This is a genomic window from Pelobacter seleniigenes DSM 18267 (assembly GCF_000711225.1).
In the GTDB taxonomy this organism is placed as follows: Bacteria; Desulfobacterota; Desulfuromonadia; order Desulfuromonadales; family Geopsychrobacteraceae; genus Seleniibacterium; species Seleniibacterium seleniigenes.
Genome location: NZ_JOMG01000002.1, coordinates 2,266,113 through 2,281,766 on the forward strand (window position 1 = coordinate 2,266,113; position 15,654 = coordinate 2,281,766).

At 50.2% G+C, this 15,654-nt stretch carries 13 protein-coding genes and 1 pseudogene; 8 read left to right on the forward strand and 6 right to left on the reverse strand.

What is annotated here, in order from left to right; all coding sequences use genetic code 11:
• The first annotated feature begins 119 nt into the window (after window positions 1-119).
• A complete protein-coding gene (locus tag N909_RS0113210) occupies window positions 120-608 on the forward strand; it encodes a single-stranded DNA-binding protein (protein WP_029915853.1) in 489 nt (162 codons plus the stop codon).
• Between the two features lie 204 nt (window positions 609-812).
• Here N909_RS0113210 and N909_RS0113215 read toward each other — a convergent pair whose 3' ends face one another.
• The 5 genes from N909_RS0113215 to N909_RS0113235 form a co-directional block, all read right to left on the reverse strand.
• Window positions 813-1,196: a VOC family protein gene (locus N909_RS0113215; RefSeq protein WP_051689745.1), complete on the reverse strand. Its 384-nt coding sequence runs from the start codon at window positions 1,194-1,196 to the stop codon at window positions 813-815.
• 97 nt (window positions 1,197-1,293) lie between these two features.
• A complete protein-coding gene (locus N909_RS0113220) occupies window positions 1,294-3,204 on the reverse strand; it encodes a TRAP transporter permease (protein WP_029915855.1) in 1,911 nt (636 codons plus the stop codon).
• A 75-nt stretch (window positions 3,205-3,279) separates the two neighbouring features.
• On the reverse strand, window positions 3,280-4,275 hold the full coding sequence (locus tag N909_RS0113225) for a TAXI family TRAP transporter solute-binding subunit (RefSeq protein WP_029915856.1): 996 nt from the start codon (window positions 4,273-4,275) through the stop codon (window positions 3,280-3,282).
• A 110-nt stretch (window positions 4,276-4,385) separates the two neighbouring features.
• Window positions 4,386-5,309 (reverse strand): dihydrodipicolinate synthase family protein, encoded by a 924-nt coding sequence (locus N909_RS0113230; protein WP_029915857.1) that lies wholly within the window; start codon window positions 5,307-5,309, stop codon window positions 4,386-4,388.
• A gap of 30 nt (window positions 5,310-5,339) precedes the next feature.
• Complete coding sequence (locus tag N909_RS0113235; protein WP_029915858.1) at window positions 5,340-6,188, reverse strand: IclR family transcriptional regulator; 849 nt, start codon at window positions 6,186-6,188, stop codon at window positions 5,340-5,342.
• Window positions 6,189-6,724: 536 nt separating this feature from the next.
• Between N909_RS0113235 and N909_RS26360 the strand changes: the two genes are divergently transcribed.
• Together N909_RS26360 and N909_RS26185 are read left to right on the forward strand one after the other, a co-directional pair.
• Window positions 6,725-6,859, forward strand: a complete 135-nt coding sequence (locus tag N909_RS26360) for a hypothetical protein (RefSeq protein ID WP_036683770.1) — start codon at window positions 6,725-6,727, stop codon at window positions 6,857-6,859.
• Window positions 6,860-6,862: 3 nt separating this feature from the next.
• Window positions 6,863-6,991 (forward strand): annotated as a pseudogene (locus N909_RS26185) (IS3 family transposase); the annotation flags it as partial.
• A gap of 25 nt (window positions 6,992-7,016) precedes the next feature.
• On the opposite strand, the gene N909_RS0113245 reads toward N909_RS26185, so the two are convergent.
• On the reverse strand, window positions 7,017-8,072 hold the full coding sequence (locus N909_RS0113245) for a LacI family DNA-binding transcriptional regulator (protein ID WP_084167701.1): 1,056 nt from the start codon (window positions 8,070-8,072) through the stop codon (window positions 7,017-7,019).
• 1,352 nt (window positions 8,073-9,424) lie between these two features.
• Here N909_RS0113245 and N909_RS0113250 point away from each other — a divergent pair.
• The 5 genes from N909_RS0113250 to N909_RS0113275 all read left to right on the forward strand — a co-directional run bounded on the left by N909_RS0113250 (window position 9,425) and on the right by N909_RS0113275 (window position 15,481).
• Window positions 9,425-10,369, forward strand: coding sequence for a tripartite tricarboxylate transporter substrate binding protein (locus tag N909_RS0113250; protein ID WP_051689746.1), 945 nt, complete (start codon window positions 9,425-9,427; stop codon window positions 10,367-10,369).
• Window positions 10,370-10,459: 90 nt separating this feature from the next.
• Complete coding sequence (locus N909_RS24670) at window positions 10,460-11,029, forward strand: tripartite tricarboxylate transporter TctB family protein (RefSeq protein WP_051689747.1); 570 nt, start codon at window positions 10,460-10,462, stop codon at window positions 11,027-11,029.
• Window positions 11,030-11,101: 72 nt separating this feature from the next.
• The gene (locus tag N909_RS0113260; RefSeq protein WP_211253952.1) at window positions 11,102-12,553 is read left to right on the forward strand and encodes a tripartite tricarboxylate transporter permease; all 1,452 of its coding nucleotides are present in this window, start codon (window positions 11,102-11,104) and stop codon (window positions 12,551-12,553) included.
• A complete protein-coding gene (locus N909_RS0113265; RefSeq protein WP_029915865.1) occupies window positions 12,550-13,890 on the forward strand; it encodes an enolase C-terminal domain-like protein in 1,341 nt (446 codons plus the stop codon). Before N909_RS0113260 ends, N909_RS0113265 begins: the two co-directional genes overlap by 4 nt.
• A gap of 607 nt (window positions 13,891-14,497) precedes the next feature.
• Window positions 14,498-15,481, forward strand: coding sequence for a TRAP transporter substrate-binding protein (locus N909_RS0113275; RefSeq protein ID WP_029915867.1), 984 nt, complete (start codon window positions 14,498-14,500; stop codon window positions 15,479-15,481).
• Window positions 15,482-15,654 lie beyond the last annotated feature (173 nt).

The window sequence follows — 15,654 nt, forward strand, 5'->3', positions numbered from 1 at the left end:
TCTACTTGTCGTGGAAATGCGACTGGTGAATTGCCAAAAGTATTTTAAGCCAGAGACTTTTTTTCAGTCGGGCGACATGAAAGTTTTGGCAATTAACATTCTTTTTATGCGGAGGTAACATGTCGGTCAATAAAGTCATCCTGGTTGGAAATCTCGGAAAAGATCCCGAATTACGCTACACGCCGTCCGGAACCGCAGTTGCGACATTCTCACTGGCAACCACGGAACGTTTCAAGGATCGTGAAGGCAATCGCCAGGATAAGACCGAGTGGCACAACATCGTTGCCTGGCGGCAACTGGCGGAAATTTGTGGAAAATACCTTCATAAAGGTAAACAAGTTTACATCGAAGGGAAAATCCAGACCCGCTCCTACGATGATCGAGACGGCAACAAGCGTTACATCACGGAAATCGTTGTCGATCAGATGCAGATGCTTGGCAGTCGCGACGATAACCAAGGCGGCGGGCAGGGTGGCTACGGTGGCGGCGGCAGCCAAGGCGGCGGCTACGACAATAAAAAATCCTCCGGGCAGGGCGGCTACGGCGGTTCGCAGGAGAGCAGTTTCGAAGATCCGGTCTTCAATCCGGATGATGAGATTCCGTTTTAATTTCTGGCATTTCTGAAATCATTGAAATAAAAATGCAGACCCCCAATCAATAAGGCGATTGGGGGTCCTTTTTTATGTTGTTATATTTGCTTCCCTAGCAAAACTATATATAGATCGCTCTACCGGTTTTTCGTGTAGCCCGTACATGACTCCTCTTCACCTTGAAATATGTTAATCAGCTCAACTTATTGTGTTATGAGAGAATCATCTTAACGGCTTCTCAAGCAATCTGTTCATTGCCTCACGATTGCCTTGGATGAGTTCAAGCACAGCCCCGTCCGGAAGGATAATCCAGTTCTGATCTTTCCCCTGTGCAGGGTGTACGTCTGGTCGCTTTTTGACGAGTGTTAATGTCGCTTCAAGATCAGCAACAACCATCCCGATATGGTCACTCATTTTTTCAGGTGTTTTTGCTGCCGAGATAAGCTGTATTCCGCTAGACAACCAGACTATTTCGGGAGCATCCTGATCTCCTTTGATTTTGTTGATCTTCACGCCGAAGACGGTTTGAAAAAAGTCTATATGCCAGCTGATGTCAGAAACCTGGTAGGCCACGTGTTCAACCATTCCGAAGTTCATTGTCGTCATAAAATTCCTTTCATTTTAAACCTATATGACAAAGCCTTGGAGAGTGACACTCCAAGGCTTTGTGACTGAACCAAAATTTCCTAGCGGAAATATCCTTTCAGGAACCATTTTTTTCCTGCAGGTGATTGACGCCGTACTGGGTTCCTGTTTTCTTTTTGGTCGCCACGTGGAAGATGAAATAGGCAACGCTGACAGCCATTCCGATGTCCCAAGCCATACTGCCGGTCGGACTGACGATCGCCGCTCCGGCACTGAGTAACAGCACGATCCGTTCAACAATATTCAGCGGGCGCAAAATGTAGCCATTTACAGCAATTGCCCAGAAGATGGTCGAGACGACCAAGCCGGCACCGGCAATGGCAATTTCAGAGAAGGTTCCGACAAACAGTAGGGCTTTGTCGGAAATAAACGCAAATGGTATCAGAAATGCTGCTGAGCACATCCAGAACGACACGATACTGGTCTTCATTGCATCAGTTTTTGCGACACCGGCAGCGGCAAACGATGCCAGGGATACCGGTGGGGTTACCATCGACAAGACGCAGTAGTACATCACGAAAAAGTGAGCTTGAAGATCGCCGACGCCCAGTTTTTGCAAAGCCGGGACATAGAGAATCGCACCGATAATATAGGCTGCAACCGTTGGTAGTCCCATGCCCATGACGATACAGCCAAGGATGACGAAGATCAGGGAAACCACATAGGACGACCCGCTGGCAGAGATCAGACTGGACGAGAACTTAAGCGCCAGGTTCGACTGAATAGCTACCGCGATAACGATTCCAATAGCAGCAATCGGTACCGCGATAACGGCAACTTGCTTGCCGGTATCCATGATCATCTGCGGCAATTCATAGAGGGAAAAGCGAGTCTCCTTGCGCAGGTAAGGGACGAGGAAGCAGGAAATCGTGGCATAAACAACGGCGATTTGAGCCGAATATCCGAGCACCAGGAACAGAACCAGAACCAGCGGCGGTGCCAGCATGTGTATTCTGGGGAGCATGGGAGGGACCGCCTCCAGGTCCTTGTCGCTCAGTGTTCCGACGCCGTCCTTGCGTGCACCCAGATCCGCCGACACAAACAGCGCCAAATAGTAGGCCAGCGCCGGAAAGATGCCGGCCAAGGCTATTTTTGAATAAGGGATGACCAGAAGTTCCGCCATGACAAAGGCCGCAATTCCCATTATCGGGGGCATCAACTGTCCACCGGTCGAGGCAATCGCTTCTGTCGCCGCAGCTTTTTCTCCGGTCATTCCTGTCTTACGCATCAGGGGAATGGTAAAAACACCGGTCGCCGTCACATTGGCTACCGCACTTCCCGAGATTGTTCCCATCAGACTCGAGCCGACAATGGCAACTTTGGCTCCGCCGCCACAGGTTTTTCCGACCATGCGCATGGCCAGATCAATGAACAACTGGCCGCCACCGACACAACTGTAGACCGCACCAAAAACAATAAAATAAAAGATAAAATTGACGGAAGTTGCTGTCGTCACGCCAAGAATGCCACTGGTCGTCATGGCCAGAATTTCTGAATAATCGGCCAGGGGCAAACCGCTGAAGCCGAATTCACCCGGCAGAACATAACCAAATCCGCCGTACAGTAGAAACACCACAATAACAACCACCAGAATGTTGCCAACCGTCCGACGGACACCTTCGATAAGCAACACCACCAGAAGCCAAGCCACGGCAATGTCAAACCAGTAGATGTCAGAAATGCTTTCGATTCGGGTTTCCAGGCGTGTCATCGACAACCAATAGTAAGCCCCCACCAGGAGCGTGCCTCCCAGGCATAGGGCATCGATACCCCAACGTAAAAAGCGTGGCAAGCGACCCGGCTTTAATGGAACAGCTAAAAAGGTCAGGAAAAGCGCGGCAACAAGATGAACAGGACGTTCCAGATGAGGTTGCTGCGGGCTAAACAGAATCCAGTATTGAAAAGTTATCAAACCCAATGAAATCCAGGTGATGGGATGAATAAGAGCCTTCTTGAACGTGACTTCCATACGATCTCTCCTGACCTTCCGATTCTTTAGAGCAGTACTGGGCCTGCTGCAGACACAGGCCCGGTGTCATTCATTTCACAGCCATCCTTTTTCCTTGTAGTAACGAACTGCTCCGGGGTGCAGGGGGATACCATTGTTTTCGGGCAAACCCGCCTTTTCTGAAACAAAGGCTTTCCACGCAGGATAATCAACCGCCATCTTAGCCATGTTTTCCACAATGGCCTTGGTCAGTTTATACGCATCATCATCAGACATGCTCTTGTTGACGATAATCTGGGTGCCAAAGTCGCCACCAACGGTCGGGCCGGATTGGGCTTCAAACCATTGCGGGATGTTGGCTTTTCTGATGCCGTATTCCGACAGAGCCGCCGTCGCTTCATCGGACAGATCGAGAAAGGTCACGCCGCCGGTCAAAGAGATTTCCTGAATCGTCGGATGCCCGCGCAGAACGCTGTCAAAATAGAGATCCACACGCCCATCACGCATCATTGATGACATCTGTGCCGGCGCGACTTGATAAATTTTGCCGCCATCGGCTTCGATTTTTTCGCGGGAGGTGCCATGAGCCTTGAGCACGATATCTACTGCTGGCGGGATGAATGATCCCGGTGGTTTCATCATGATGTTGACAGGTTTTCCGGATTCAAGGATATCCTTGAGCGTGGAAAAGCCATTTTTTTCAAGATAGGATTTGCTGGCAATCGCCCCGATGAACACCGGGTTGAGTCCTCCCACCAAAGCCCGAATATCTGGGGCAGGTTTGCCATTATAGAGCAATTGGCCTTTACTGGCCCACAGTGACGTCGCCACGTTCGAAATAGCAATCTGGGCCTTACCCTGTTGTACAACCAGGGGATTGGAAACCCCGCCGCCACGAGCGACGACCTCAAAGTCCATTCCGGGAAGGACAGTTTCCAGAGTTTTTTCCATCGTTGCCGCAGCAACATACCAGCCGGACCCAACTGGCATGGCACCGATGCGAAGAGTTTCGGCCTGAACAGGAGCAGAAATCAAACTACCGATAAGAATTACGCCAAGCCAGAACAACCGTATTCCTGAGTATTGCATCATTGCACCTCTCCGTGAATGAGAGCGGCAGATGTCCACGACAATCTGCCGCGATTGTTTGACACTCTGTTATCAGAAAAATAACCTGATAGCAGCCTTGCTTGAACGTTTTTTTATTTAACCAACCCAGCAGAACGCAAGGCGTCAGCGATCTCTTTGTCAGCGCCTTCGCACAGCGGCAGCAGTGGCGGGCGCACTGTTGCGTGCTCCAGAATTCCCCGAGCAACCAAGCCCCACTTCAGGGCGACGGTGCCTTCCATGTGGGAACCACGGTGATAGACAGACCTGGTGACCGGCATCAGTTGGTCATGAATTTCACGGGCTTTTTTGTAATCCTTGGCTTTGCCAGCCTTGATCAGTTCAATCAACGGCTCGGGGGCCAGACCGCCGTAACCAACCAGCGCACCATCAACATCGAACATGGTATGCAGCAGATACTCGTCATGGCAGGTCAGGATCTGCAAGTCGGGACGCTCGCGACGGATAATCGGAATCTCAACATCCCAGCGACGCATATTGCGGACACCGTTTTTCATGGCGAATACGCCGGGTTGAGCCGAAATTTCGAGCAGGGTATCAAGGTTGTAAGTGGCTTTGGTCACGTCCGGATACTGGAACAGGATCAGCGGCAGTCCGCTTTCTTCAAAGACCTGGCGATAACGATCCTGCGGCGCACCCTGCTGATAACCAAAGCGAAGCCAACCATGGGAAGGATAGAGCAGACCTGCAGAAGCACCGGCGGCAACAGCACGCTTTGCTTCAGCACAAGCAACCGCAGTCCCTTCAAGAGTGATCCCGGCAATGATCGGAATTCTGCCGTCAACGGACTCTTTGAAACTCTTGATGACAGAAGCCTGTTCGTCGGGTGTCAAGAAGGTTCCCTCGCCGGCGTGACCAAGAACAACCAGCCCCTTGACATCCTCAAAGCTGCCCAACCAGGCACCCAGGCGTTGAATTGCATCGTGATCAACGGCACCATCACGGGTAAAGGGGGTCACCGGCGCGGGGACAAGACCTCTTAAATCGATGTTGCTCATCTTACTCTCCTTCCATTCCTACGAGTGTGTTTAGGTTTTTGTGAGAACAGACGAAACACTTCCGCTTGCCCTCACTGCTTTTGATATCTCTGCAGCGGCGGTTCGCGCAGGTTCCAGGGCCATAGCCAACATGTCATCCTGACTGACGCGAACCGAGGGAGCCACAACGCTGATAGAGGCGAGAGGATAGCCATCCCGATCCAGAACTGGGACGGCAAGAACATGCAAACTGCTGTTAAAATAGGATGCCCTTAAGGCATACCCGTCTTTTTTAATCTGCTTGAGTGAACTCAGAATTTCGGCTTCCGGAATATCCACAACTCCGACATCGCTTTGGGTCTTCAGTTGATGCAGAACGATGTCCTGGTCCCGGGCAGGCAAAAAAGCCAGTAATGCTTGGCCGATAGTACTTGTGTAAGCTGGAACTCTGGTTCCGACCCGAATGTCGACCCCAAGTCGGGCGACTCCCCCTCGAACGCGTTCCAGGTAGAGGATGTCCGCACCTTCCAGAACCCCGAAACTGGCAGCTTCTCCAACATGGGCAACCAAGCCACGCAGGATCGGTAAAACCAGATCCCGTACATCACTGCGCCCGATGGCATGAAAGCCAAGGTCAAGAACCTTAAAAGTCAGCCTGAAGAGCTTTGCGTCGGCATCCTTCTTCAGATAACCGAGATCGACCAGAGTATTGAGGTTACGAAATACCGTGCCGGCATCGAGACCTGTCACCTTACTGACATCGCTGATAGTCATCTGCTCATATCCGACGGAAAAAGCTTCGAGCACTTTGAAGCCTTTTGCGAGGGAGCCTACTGTGCTCTTTCTGTCCAGTTTTTTTGCATCCGTGATTTCAGTTGCGGGAGATTTTTTAGTTGTCATTATTTACTCCTTTTCGGATTGCGAAAAACTTTTCGCAATATAGATATCGTTAAACAACGTTTCCGGTCAATAGTTTTTTTTACGGTTCCTATGGTGCTCTCAAGAGAAGCCTCCCTATTTTCATAATATGAATACAGGTTAACTTACTGTTATTTTTAAATCTAACTTTTTAAAAGTCATCATACTTATAAATAAAACTTTTTTTGGCAGCTGCCAAACCGCTGGATTAGTGATGTTCTTATGTTCTGAACTATCCGCTTTTTGGCACTCTGTGACAAATTGAAATGGATTTTTCCAGGCGCAAGGTTAAGTTGAATATCAGGAAATGACAGAGCATGTTTTCCTGGAGGGAAAATACTCTTTTTATTGCAGAGTTTTACAATTGCAGGCGCTCGAACCGCTCAGTGATTCTGGGAGGTAGTGGGAATCTCTTGAGGGAGGAAGATTTCAAAATTCAGAGCGTTGGACTGAGGCGGGCTCCAGAATTAGAGTAGTGTCGTCAGGAGAGTGCTGTATGCTGATGAAGGAAAATCACCATGAACAAAACCAAGCGGAAGCGGTCTGCAGCAGAGCTCAAAGCCACGGTTGCCCTTGAAGAGATCAAGGGCGCGCAGATATTGACGAAAGAGGCAGCGAAATACAGCATCCTTCCGAATATGATCACATCCTGAAAGCGACTGGCCAATACCGACGATGCCAATTTCTGCGTTGCGGCCTTCGAAGATGCATTCCTGAGTTATTGCAAGTCCGAGATTTTTAACACAGGTCAGGGCAGCCAGTTTGTCAGCTATGCGTTCACCAGCGCCACCATTCCAGCCTTGACTTTATTCAGGTCGTCATCCGTTCGATAATCTCGAAACCGACATCGATGACCGGTTCGGGCACCTTTTCGCCATTGATTCGTGCCAACAGCACTTCGGCGGCGCATTGGCCGATGCGTTTTCTATCGAAGCGGACGGTGGTCAAGGGAGGATTGGTGAAAGCAGAGAAGGATTGGTCGCCAAAGCCGACCACCGCAAGATCTTCAGGGATTCTAAAGCCCTGTGAAAGAGCCTCGGCCAGAACCCCGTGGGCAATGGTGTCGGAACTGCAGACAACTGCTCCCCCTTTAAATCCTGCTGCCAGCAAATGCTTCAACCCCTCACGCCCCTGCCCGAAATTGGTTGGGGTTTCAACGTCAAAGACCAGGGACGTATCGATCCCATGATTATTCAGGGTTTCAAGAAAGTTTTTCCGGCGAAGTTGAGCACGGCTGTCCAGGGCCCAGATGCTGGCGAATTCCCGAATGCCCTTCTGCAGCAGAAAGTCAGCGGTTGTTTTGCCGACCGCTTCGTGGGAAAAGCCGACGATCAGGTCCAGAGGGGTCGTGGTCATGTCCCAGGTTTCTACGACCGGGATATTGGCAACCAGCAGCTGGCGGCGGCAGGCCTGAGTGTGGTTGATACCGATAAAGAAGATTCCATCCGGTCTACGACTGAGAATGGTGCGGACCAGGGATTCTTCCTGTTCTTCCTGATAGTCGGTTTCCCCGAGCAGGACTTGGTAACCGGAATTTCGCAAAGTGCGGCTGAAATACCTGATGGTTTCGGCGTAGACGGTATTGGCAATGGACGGAATGAAGGCGGCAACCAGATGGCTCTTGCGCGAGGCCAGGGCGCCGGCAATCAGATTGGGGACATAGCCGGTGAGGGTAATGGCCTGATTGACCTTTTCCAGTGTTTTCGGTGCGACCTGATCTGGTTGATTGATCGCCCGGGATACCGTGGTTGTGCCGACTCCGGCAAGCCTGGCGACGTCAGTTAAGGTGACACTGCCGATCTGCTTGTCTTCTGAGCGGTTTGCTGTGTCGCCATCTTTGCTGAGGTCTTTTCTCTTTCGAGACATAATGAGATCCGTTGAGTTGATGCGTTATGAAGATTCCTTGTTCCGGGTGCGGAAGCTGGGTTTTGGGGTTCGCGTAAACTGATTTCGAAATTAGCACATGCCTTTTAAGACTGCCAATATCTATCATTTCTCTGTCGCAGTATGACTGCACAGGACAGCCGGTATCTCTATCTGACTGCAAAGGCTTTAGGATCGATTTGACTCTGCTTTCAGCCCCGCTGGAGAGCAGGGTCTTCACGCTCTGTGGCTGTGCTTGCGGTACTCTGCCGTTTGGGTGGCACTTTAAGGATTTCCAGGAACAGAGCTAGATTTCTTTAGTGAATGGTAACGTTTTCATTGATAATGTCAATCGGTTTTTCAAGCTGAGCATTACTTAGTTTCACTCTTTATCCGCTAGCCTTATCTGTCTTTGTCGTGATTGGTCATTCTCCCCTGGACAGAAGCGCGAAGATTTGCCTGTGGGTTATTGGGGGCTGAATAAATTGCAAGCTGGGCCGGCAGAACGCTCAAGTTGGTGCTCAAAAGTGCCTATCTCATTTCTTGATGGAAGCTTTTACGCGGTAGGTACGTGCACCTCCGGTAGGTATGATAAAAATCTGATATTTGCAATAAATAATAATAAAGTTAAATATTTATATACTTCTTTTGATATGCTTCCGTTCTTCTCCCAAGCTTTGTTGAATGTTCAGAATCAGCCAGTCAGGGCCTGAAAAATCTCAGCGCGGGGAATTTGGTCAGTTGTTGGGAATCGAATGCCTTGCAGGGGGTTCGTTGTCGAATGTCGGCCCTGGAATTGGTGATGAAATTCTGAAGGGGGCTTTTGGGGGATTCTTATTGTGTTTATTTCAGGTTTGGAAAATGCACGCTCCGAGAGGTTTCTTGCTTTGTTGAAAAAAACTCTTGACGACAAAAATTGGTAGCGTTACCATTTGCCGGTCTCGGTTTTGGGATACTGTTTTATAAATATAAATAGGGGGACAGTCTAAATAGGGGGACAGTCTAAATAGGGGGACAGTCTAAATAGGGGGACAGTCTAAATAGGGGGACAGTCGTTTGTTGGGCTGGTAGCTATTGAGCTAGGGCAAACTGGAAAAGGAAGCACTGATTTTGTTCTCTTACAGGGGCCGGGATAGGTGCCTATTGGAAACGAATCTCACGACAAATGAAAAGTCGGTCGAGGCAGGCCTTTGCGCAAGAGGAACTGCGTTCAGGCTGGCCTGACTTTCGGAAAGTTATCGTTCTTGTCTGGCTCCTTCACGTCGTGATGCAGCCAGGGTAGACTTCGTTTGCGTCATTCTACGGCGTCGGCGGAGAGAGCTGAGATAACCAGAAACAACAAACAGGGAGGTTTTATGAAGAAGGGATTCATCGTTCTTTTTTGTCTGGTCGCCATGGCCGGACAGGCATTTGCTGCTGATTGGCCGAGCAAGGCTATTAACCTGATCGTTCCTTATGGTGCTGGTGGTAACTCGGACTTTAATGCCCGTGCCTTGGCAAAGTATCTACCTGATCTTATCGGCGTTCCCGTTGTGGTGACCAACGTTCCCGGAAGTGGTGGAACTATTGGGGCCGCCCAGGTGAAAAATGCAAAGCCTGATGGGTATACCGTTCTGGTTCATCAGCTTTCACTCAATATCGCTGAAGCAGCCGGTATGGCTGATTACGGTATTAAGGATTTCGAGCTTGGTTGCGTTATTTCGAAGTCTGCTCCTGAAGTCCTGGTCGCCTTGACTAAAGCTCCGTTTAACAATATCCCGGAAATGATTGCTTACACCAAGCAGCATCCAGGCGAAATCAAGTTTACCGCCAACACCGGTGCAACAACGATGTGGACCGCAATCGGCCTGTTGAAAGCCGGAGCAAAACTGAATGTTGTCTCTTCAGGCGGTTCAGGAGAGCGGCTGCAGGTTGTTCTTGGTGGGCACGCAGATATCGTTCCGCTCAACTACAACATGATCGAACCCTATGTTAATGACGGCACTCTCAAAATTCTGGGCAGCGTTAGCGACAGCAGATCTGAACTGATTCCTGACGTGAAAACCCTTCGTGAAGTCGGCGTAAATGTTGGCTATGACTACATGAACACCCTGATTTTCCCGAAAGGAACCGATCCGCAGAAAGTTGAAAAATTGTGTGGCGCTGCCGGTGAAATCATCAACAACAACCAATCCTACCGTGCAGAGATGAAAGCAAACTATCAGCCCCCGACCTGGATGAATGTCAAAGATACCAATGCCCACTGGTATAAACAACGTGATGAGCTGATGGCCATCAAGGACACCCTCCAGGGTAAGTAATCGTTACAAATAGGTACTTCGCAAGCGACATTGGCCTGAAGAGCCGTCTTCGGGCCAATGTTAATATCTCAATCATTGGAGAAACTCGAGATGAGCAGTGATTCGAAAAAAGAGATCGGGGTTGGGGTCTTCTTTTTAGTATTTGCCATAGCATATATGGTTGGAGCATCAAAAATCTCAACATTCACGCCTTTTGGGAATAGAGGTCTTGATTCCCGTTCCGTTCCCGAGCTTTTAGGAATACTCACTATCATTCTTAGTGTTACTTATATGGTTCAAGTTTGGCTTAAAGAACGAAAACTAAAAAGAATGCGGGAAGAAAGTGGGGACGATAGTGTTCAGGTGGCCGATCAGAAGGACGCCGCCGCTGTCCCGGAATCGAAAGGAACGATCGTAAGTCGCATTAACAAGGTGATGCCAATAAAGCTGGTTTTTTCTCTGGTCTTTCTTGCTGTCTATACTGCTCTCTATCAGCCTTTGGGATTTGTTTTTTCCAGTATCTTTTTCTTGATAGCAGAATCATTTCTTCTGGTTAATAAAGATGAAAGAAAGAAGTGGGCTCTTTTTATCGTCCTTTTTTCTATCGGGGTCTCCATCTTTATCTATTTTATCTTTACACAATATCTCACTTTAGTTCTTCCCAGTGGAATATTGGGTTAGGAGAATAATTCTATGTTACACATGCTATCAGTTGGTTTCGCATCGGTCTTCACGGATCCCACGTGTATAACCATGATTTTCGTCGGGGTTATGGTCGGAATCGTCTTCGGCGCTCTTCCCGGCCTTACCACCGTCGCCGGTCTTTCCATGTTCCTGCCGGTGACCTATGTCATGTCCAGCCATGTTGGCTTGGCGATGCTCACCGCGATCTACATCGGCGGTATCTCCGGCGGCCTGATCTCCGCGATTCTCCTGAATATGCCCGGGACGCCGGCGTCCATTGCGACAACCTTCGACGGTGCGCCGATGGCACGTAATGGTGAGGCTGGAAAAGCCCTCGGTGTCGCTGTATTCGCCTCCCTGATCGGTACGATGCTTGGTGTTGCCGTGATGATTTTTGCTGCACCGATGCTGGCAATACTCACCTTGAAATTCGGTCCCTGGGAATATTTTTCGGTCACCTTCTTTGCCCTGACTCTGATTGCCTCACTGACTGAAAAATCCGTCGTTAAAGGTCTGTTGAGTGCAATGTTCGGCATGATGATCGCCACCGTCGGGCTCTCTCCGACCGATGGTACCCCAAGGTTCACTTTCGGATCTCTTCAACTGTCGAGCGGTTTCCATTTGCTTGTTGTTCTGGTCGGTCTTTATGCCATCAGGGAAGTTCTCCTGGCGGCATCTGCAAAAGAACAAGAAGTTAAGGTGCTGGAATATAAAATGAAAGGCCTCGGTTTCGGGCTGCGCGATCTGAAAGGGAACTGGTTCAATCTGCTCAGAAGTTCCCTACTCGGTCTCGGTATCGGTATTCTTCCCGGAATCGGTGGTTCCACAAGTAACATCATCGCCTATTCGATGGCAAAGAACGCCAGTAAGCATCCGGAAAAATACGGTACCGGAATTCCTGATGGCATTATTGCTTCGGAATCCAGCAACAATGCTTCTATTGGTGGCGCCATGATTCCGCTCCTGACCCTTGGTATCCCCGGAGACGGTGCAACCGCAATTCTGCTCGGTGGATTCATGCTTCACGGGATGCAGCCAGGGCCGCTGCTTTTCCAGCAGAATGGTCCGGTTGTCTACAGCGTCTTTGCGGCCATGGTGTTGGGAACCATCTTTATGGCTCTGTTGATGTGGTCGGGGATGAGAATGTTCGTCAAAATTCTCAAGGTTCCCAATCATATTCTGATTCCACTCATTGTCGTCCTTTGTTCCATTGGTGCTTACGCCCTCAGTAATCGTGTCTTTGATATGTGGGGCCTGCTGCTGTTTGGCTTCATCGGCCTGATGATGCAACGCTTCGGCATCCCGGCACCACCGTTTATCCTTGGCTTCATCCTTGAGGGTTCTCTGGAACTGAACCTGCGGCGGGGCCTTGAATACTCAAACGGAAACTGGCTGGATGTCTTCACTCATCCTATCAGCGCCATGTTTCTGCTCCTCACATTGCTGTCCCTGGTTATGACTTTTTTCAATAATCATCGGGCTGCCAAAAAAGAACTTGCTCAAGGAGTTAAAATTTCATGAACCTCAAAGAAACACTCCCCCTGATTACTGAAATGCAAGTCATTCCGGTCGCGGGGTATGACAGCATGCTTTTATCCCTGAGCGGGGCGCATGGGCCTTTTTTCACCAGGAATATTGTGATCCTCAAAGACTCTTCAGGAAACACGGGTCTGGGTGAGGTTCATGGGGGTGAAGCAATCACCAAATCTCTTGAAGAGGCCAGACCCTATGTGGTCGGGCAGAAGATCAGCTCCTATCGCTCGGTCATCAAAAAGCTTGCTGATAAGCACAATCTGGCCACCAAGGGGAGCGAAGGACTGCAGAATCTCTCCCTGGCCAAACTGGCCGATGTCGTTCATGCGGAGACGGCAATCGAGTGCGCCATGCTGGATCTCTGGGGGCAGTTTCTCGGTGTCCCGGTCTGTGATCTGCTCGGCGACGGCAAGCAGCGAGATGAAGTCGTGGTGCTGGGTTATCTTTTTTATCAGGAAGATAAAAGAAAAACCGATCTGCCCTATATTGATGAGAGCGACAGCACCAACCCCTGGTTCAAAATTCGCCGCAATCCCTTTATGACGCCCGAAGCCATTGTCGAGCAGGCGCAAGCTTTGAAAGAGGTCTATGGATTCAAAGACTTCAAACTCAAAGGTGGTGTTCTGGACGGGGCTGAAGAGATGAAGGCCATCGATTTGTTGGTCAAGACCTTTCCGGATGCGCGGATCAATATCGATCCGAACGGGGCTTGGAAGCTTGATGAAGCGGTTGCCCTCTGTAACGGTCGCGGTTTAACCTATGCTGAAGACCCCTGTGGCACTGAAGCAGGTTATTCCGGCCGCGAAACCATGGCCGAATTCAAGATGCGCACCGGCATTCCGACTGCGACCAATATGATCGCAACCGACTGGAAGCAGTTCTATCATGCCATCTGTGCCAAATCGATTGACATCGTGCTCGCGGATCCTCACTTCTGGACCATGTCCGGGTCGGTACGGATTGCCCAGGTTCTCAATGACTGGGGTTTGACCTGGGGGTCGCATTCCAATAACCATTTTGACATTTCTCTGGCGATCTTTACCCAGTGCGCAGCCGCCGCTCCCGGAAATATCACCGCCATGGATACTCACTGGATCTGGCAGGACGGTCAGCATTTGACCAATAATCCTTATCAGATTGTCGATGGGAAAATTCAGGTCAGCGATACTCCCGGGCTTGGGCTTGAGCTGAATATGGACGCAGTTATGAAAGCTCATGAGGTCTATAAAAAACTTCCTGCCGGGGCCCGAAACGACGCGACCAGCATGCAGTATCTTATTCCCGATTGGAAATTCGACAGTAAGAAACCCTGCCTGGTGCGCTGAAAAAGAAGCCTCCGAGGAGACTTTATTTTTAACCGTTCCAGCTGGTGAAATCGCAAAAGCCCCTGCAACATTTTGTCGCAGGGGCTTTTTTTTGCGGATCTGCTGGCGGTTATTGGTCAGGGTTTTCTTCCCAGTCACCAGCCAAACGCCGGAGCAGAGTGCCCACCTTTACTGTTTGAGTTCTGCCGCGTTCCAAATCCAGCTGCGTTAATCCCGATTTTCGTAGTCCTGCGCCCGCTCCGAGGAGAACTGCTAAATGTTCTGCAGAACCATGATGCCGGCCCCTTAGGCCGGGAACTGTTGCCCATGGCGGATCATGACCCCTTACTCAAGCTGGGTCCGGCCCGCCATGACATGCCCCGGCGGATTGATTGCGCCTATCTGGCCTGGCCGAGCTGGTCAACGAGCACAGACTGGATGAAGAGGCGGCTGTAGATGTTGCACGTGACCTTGTTTATAATCTGGTGAAGGGCGCTTACCATTTAGTTTTCATCTGGAAACTTATGCGTTGGCATCCGGAGTTTCCGGACGCCAACTATTTACAATAGGATCCCATGAGATCGCGTTGTTTTCAGTGCTATTCAATCCAAAATCAAGGATTCGAGATATGTTGAAAAAGCTTGTACGTACCCTGCCGGTTGTTTTGCTTTGCTTGGCGTTTGCGCTTCCCGTTGCTGCCAAGGGTATCACCCTGCGCAGTGCTGATACCCACGATAAGAACTATCCGACGGTTCAAGCCGTGCTGTATATGGGCAAGCTGCTCGATCAGTGGACAGATGGGCGGATCAAGATCAAAGTTTTTTCGGGTCGTCAGTTGGGTGAAGAAAAAGCCACGATTGAGCAAACCATTGCCGGTGTCATTGATCTGGATCGGGTCAACCTGGCTCCTTTGAACGGATTTATCCCGGAGACGGCGATTCCTGCTTTGCCCTATATTTTCCGTTCAACCGAGCATATGCACAAAGTTATGGATGGTGAAATCGGCCAGGAAATCCTTGCTGCCATGGCTCCTCATGGCCTGATCGGGCTGGCTTTTTATGATTCCGGTGCCCGTTCCTTCTATAACTCCAAACGGCCGATCAAATCACCGGCCGATATGGTTGGCATGAAGATCCGGGTGCAGAACTCCGACCTGTTTGTCGCAACCATAGAAGCTCTGGGGGCAAAAGCCACGCCGATGGAGTTTGGCCAGGTTTATGAAGCCCTGAAAACCGGTGTTATCGACGGCGCTGAAAACAACTGGCCGTCCTATGAGTCGACCCGCCACTTCGAAGTTGCCAAATATTACTCGCTTGACCAGCATTCCATGTCTCCTGAAGTCCTGGTCATGTCCAAGCGCAGCTGGGATAGATTAAGCAAAGACGATCAGGCTCTGGTTCGCAAAGCAGCCATCGAATCAGTTGCCGTGATGCGTGATCTGTGGAACCAGCGGGTTGAAAAATCCAAGAAGGTGGTCATGGCTGCCGGTAATGACGTCATCGAAGATATCGATAAGCAACCTTTCATCGATGCCATGGGGCCGGTGTATGACCGTTTCGCCAACACCCCGGAGCTGAAAAGGATGGTTAAACGGATTCAGGCGGTTCAGTAAATAGTCCACCATTCAGCCCGCCAGGACCCACGGGTCCTGGCGGGCTGATTTTTATAGAGAGCTGACTTGGTTTGCTTTTGTGACTGCATTTCATCGAGCTATCTCAAGAGGCTGCCTGTGGTTCGCTGGTTTCTTCCTCGCCCCTACGCCCCAGGCAAGCCAGTGAAAAGAAC

Coding starts and splice junctions, on each gene's coding strand:
- N909_RS0113275 (WP_029915867.1), top strand. CDS start 14,498: ATGTTGAAAAAGCTTGTACGTACCCTGCCGGTTGTTTTGCTTTGCTTG.
- N909_RS0113235 (WP_029915858.1), bottom strand. CDS start 6,188: ATGACAACTAAAAAATCTCCCGCAACTGAAATCACGGATGCAAAAAAA.
- N909_RS0113245 (WP_084167701.1), bottom strand. CDS start 8,072: ATGTCTCGAAAGAGAAAAGACCTCAGCAAAGATGGCGACACAGCAAAC.
- N909_RS0113210 (WP_029915853.1), top strand. CDS start 120: ATGTCGGTCAATAAAGTCATCCTGGTTGGAAATCTCGGAAAAGATCCC.
- N909_RS24670 (WP_051689747.1), top strand. CDS start 10,460: ATGAGCAGTGATTCGAAAAAAGAGATCGGGGTTGGGGTCTTCTTTTTA.
- N909_RS0113230 (WP_029915857.1), bottom strand. CDS start 5,309: ATGAGCAACATCGATTTAAGAGGTCTTGTCCCCGCGCCGGTGACCCCC.
- N909_RS0113225 (WP_029915856.1), bottom strand. CDS start 4,275: ATGATGCAATACTCAGGAATACGGTTGTTCTGGCTTGGCGTAATTCTT.
- N909_RS0113220 (WP_029915855.1), bottom strand. CDS start 3,204: ATGGAAGTCACGTTCAAGAAGGCTCTTATTCATCCCATCACCTGGATT.
- N909_RS0113250 (WP_051689746.1), top strand. CDS start 9,425: ATGAAGAAGGGATTCATCGTTCTTTTTTGTCTGGTCGCCATGGCCGGA.
- N909_RS0113260 (WP_211253952.1), top strand. CDS start 11,102: ATGATTTTCGTCGGGGTTATGGTCGGAATCGTCTTCGGCGCTCTTCCC.
- N909_RS26360 (WP_036683770.1), top strand. CDS start 6,725: ATGAACAAAACCAAGCGGAAGCGGTCTGCAGCAGAGCTCAAAGCCACG.
- N909_RS0113265 (WP_029915865.1), top strand. CDS start 12,550: ATGAACCTCAAAGAAACACTCCCCCTGATTACTGAAATGCAAGTCATT.
- N909_RS0113215 (WP_051689745.1), bottom strand. CDS start 1,196: ATGACGACAATGAACTTCGGAATGGTTGAACACGTGGCCTACCAGGTT.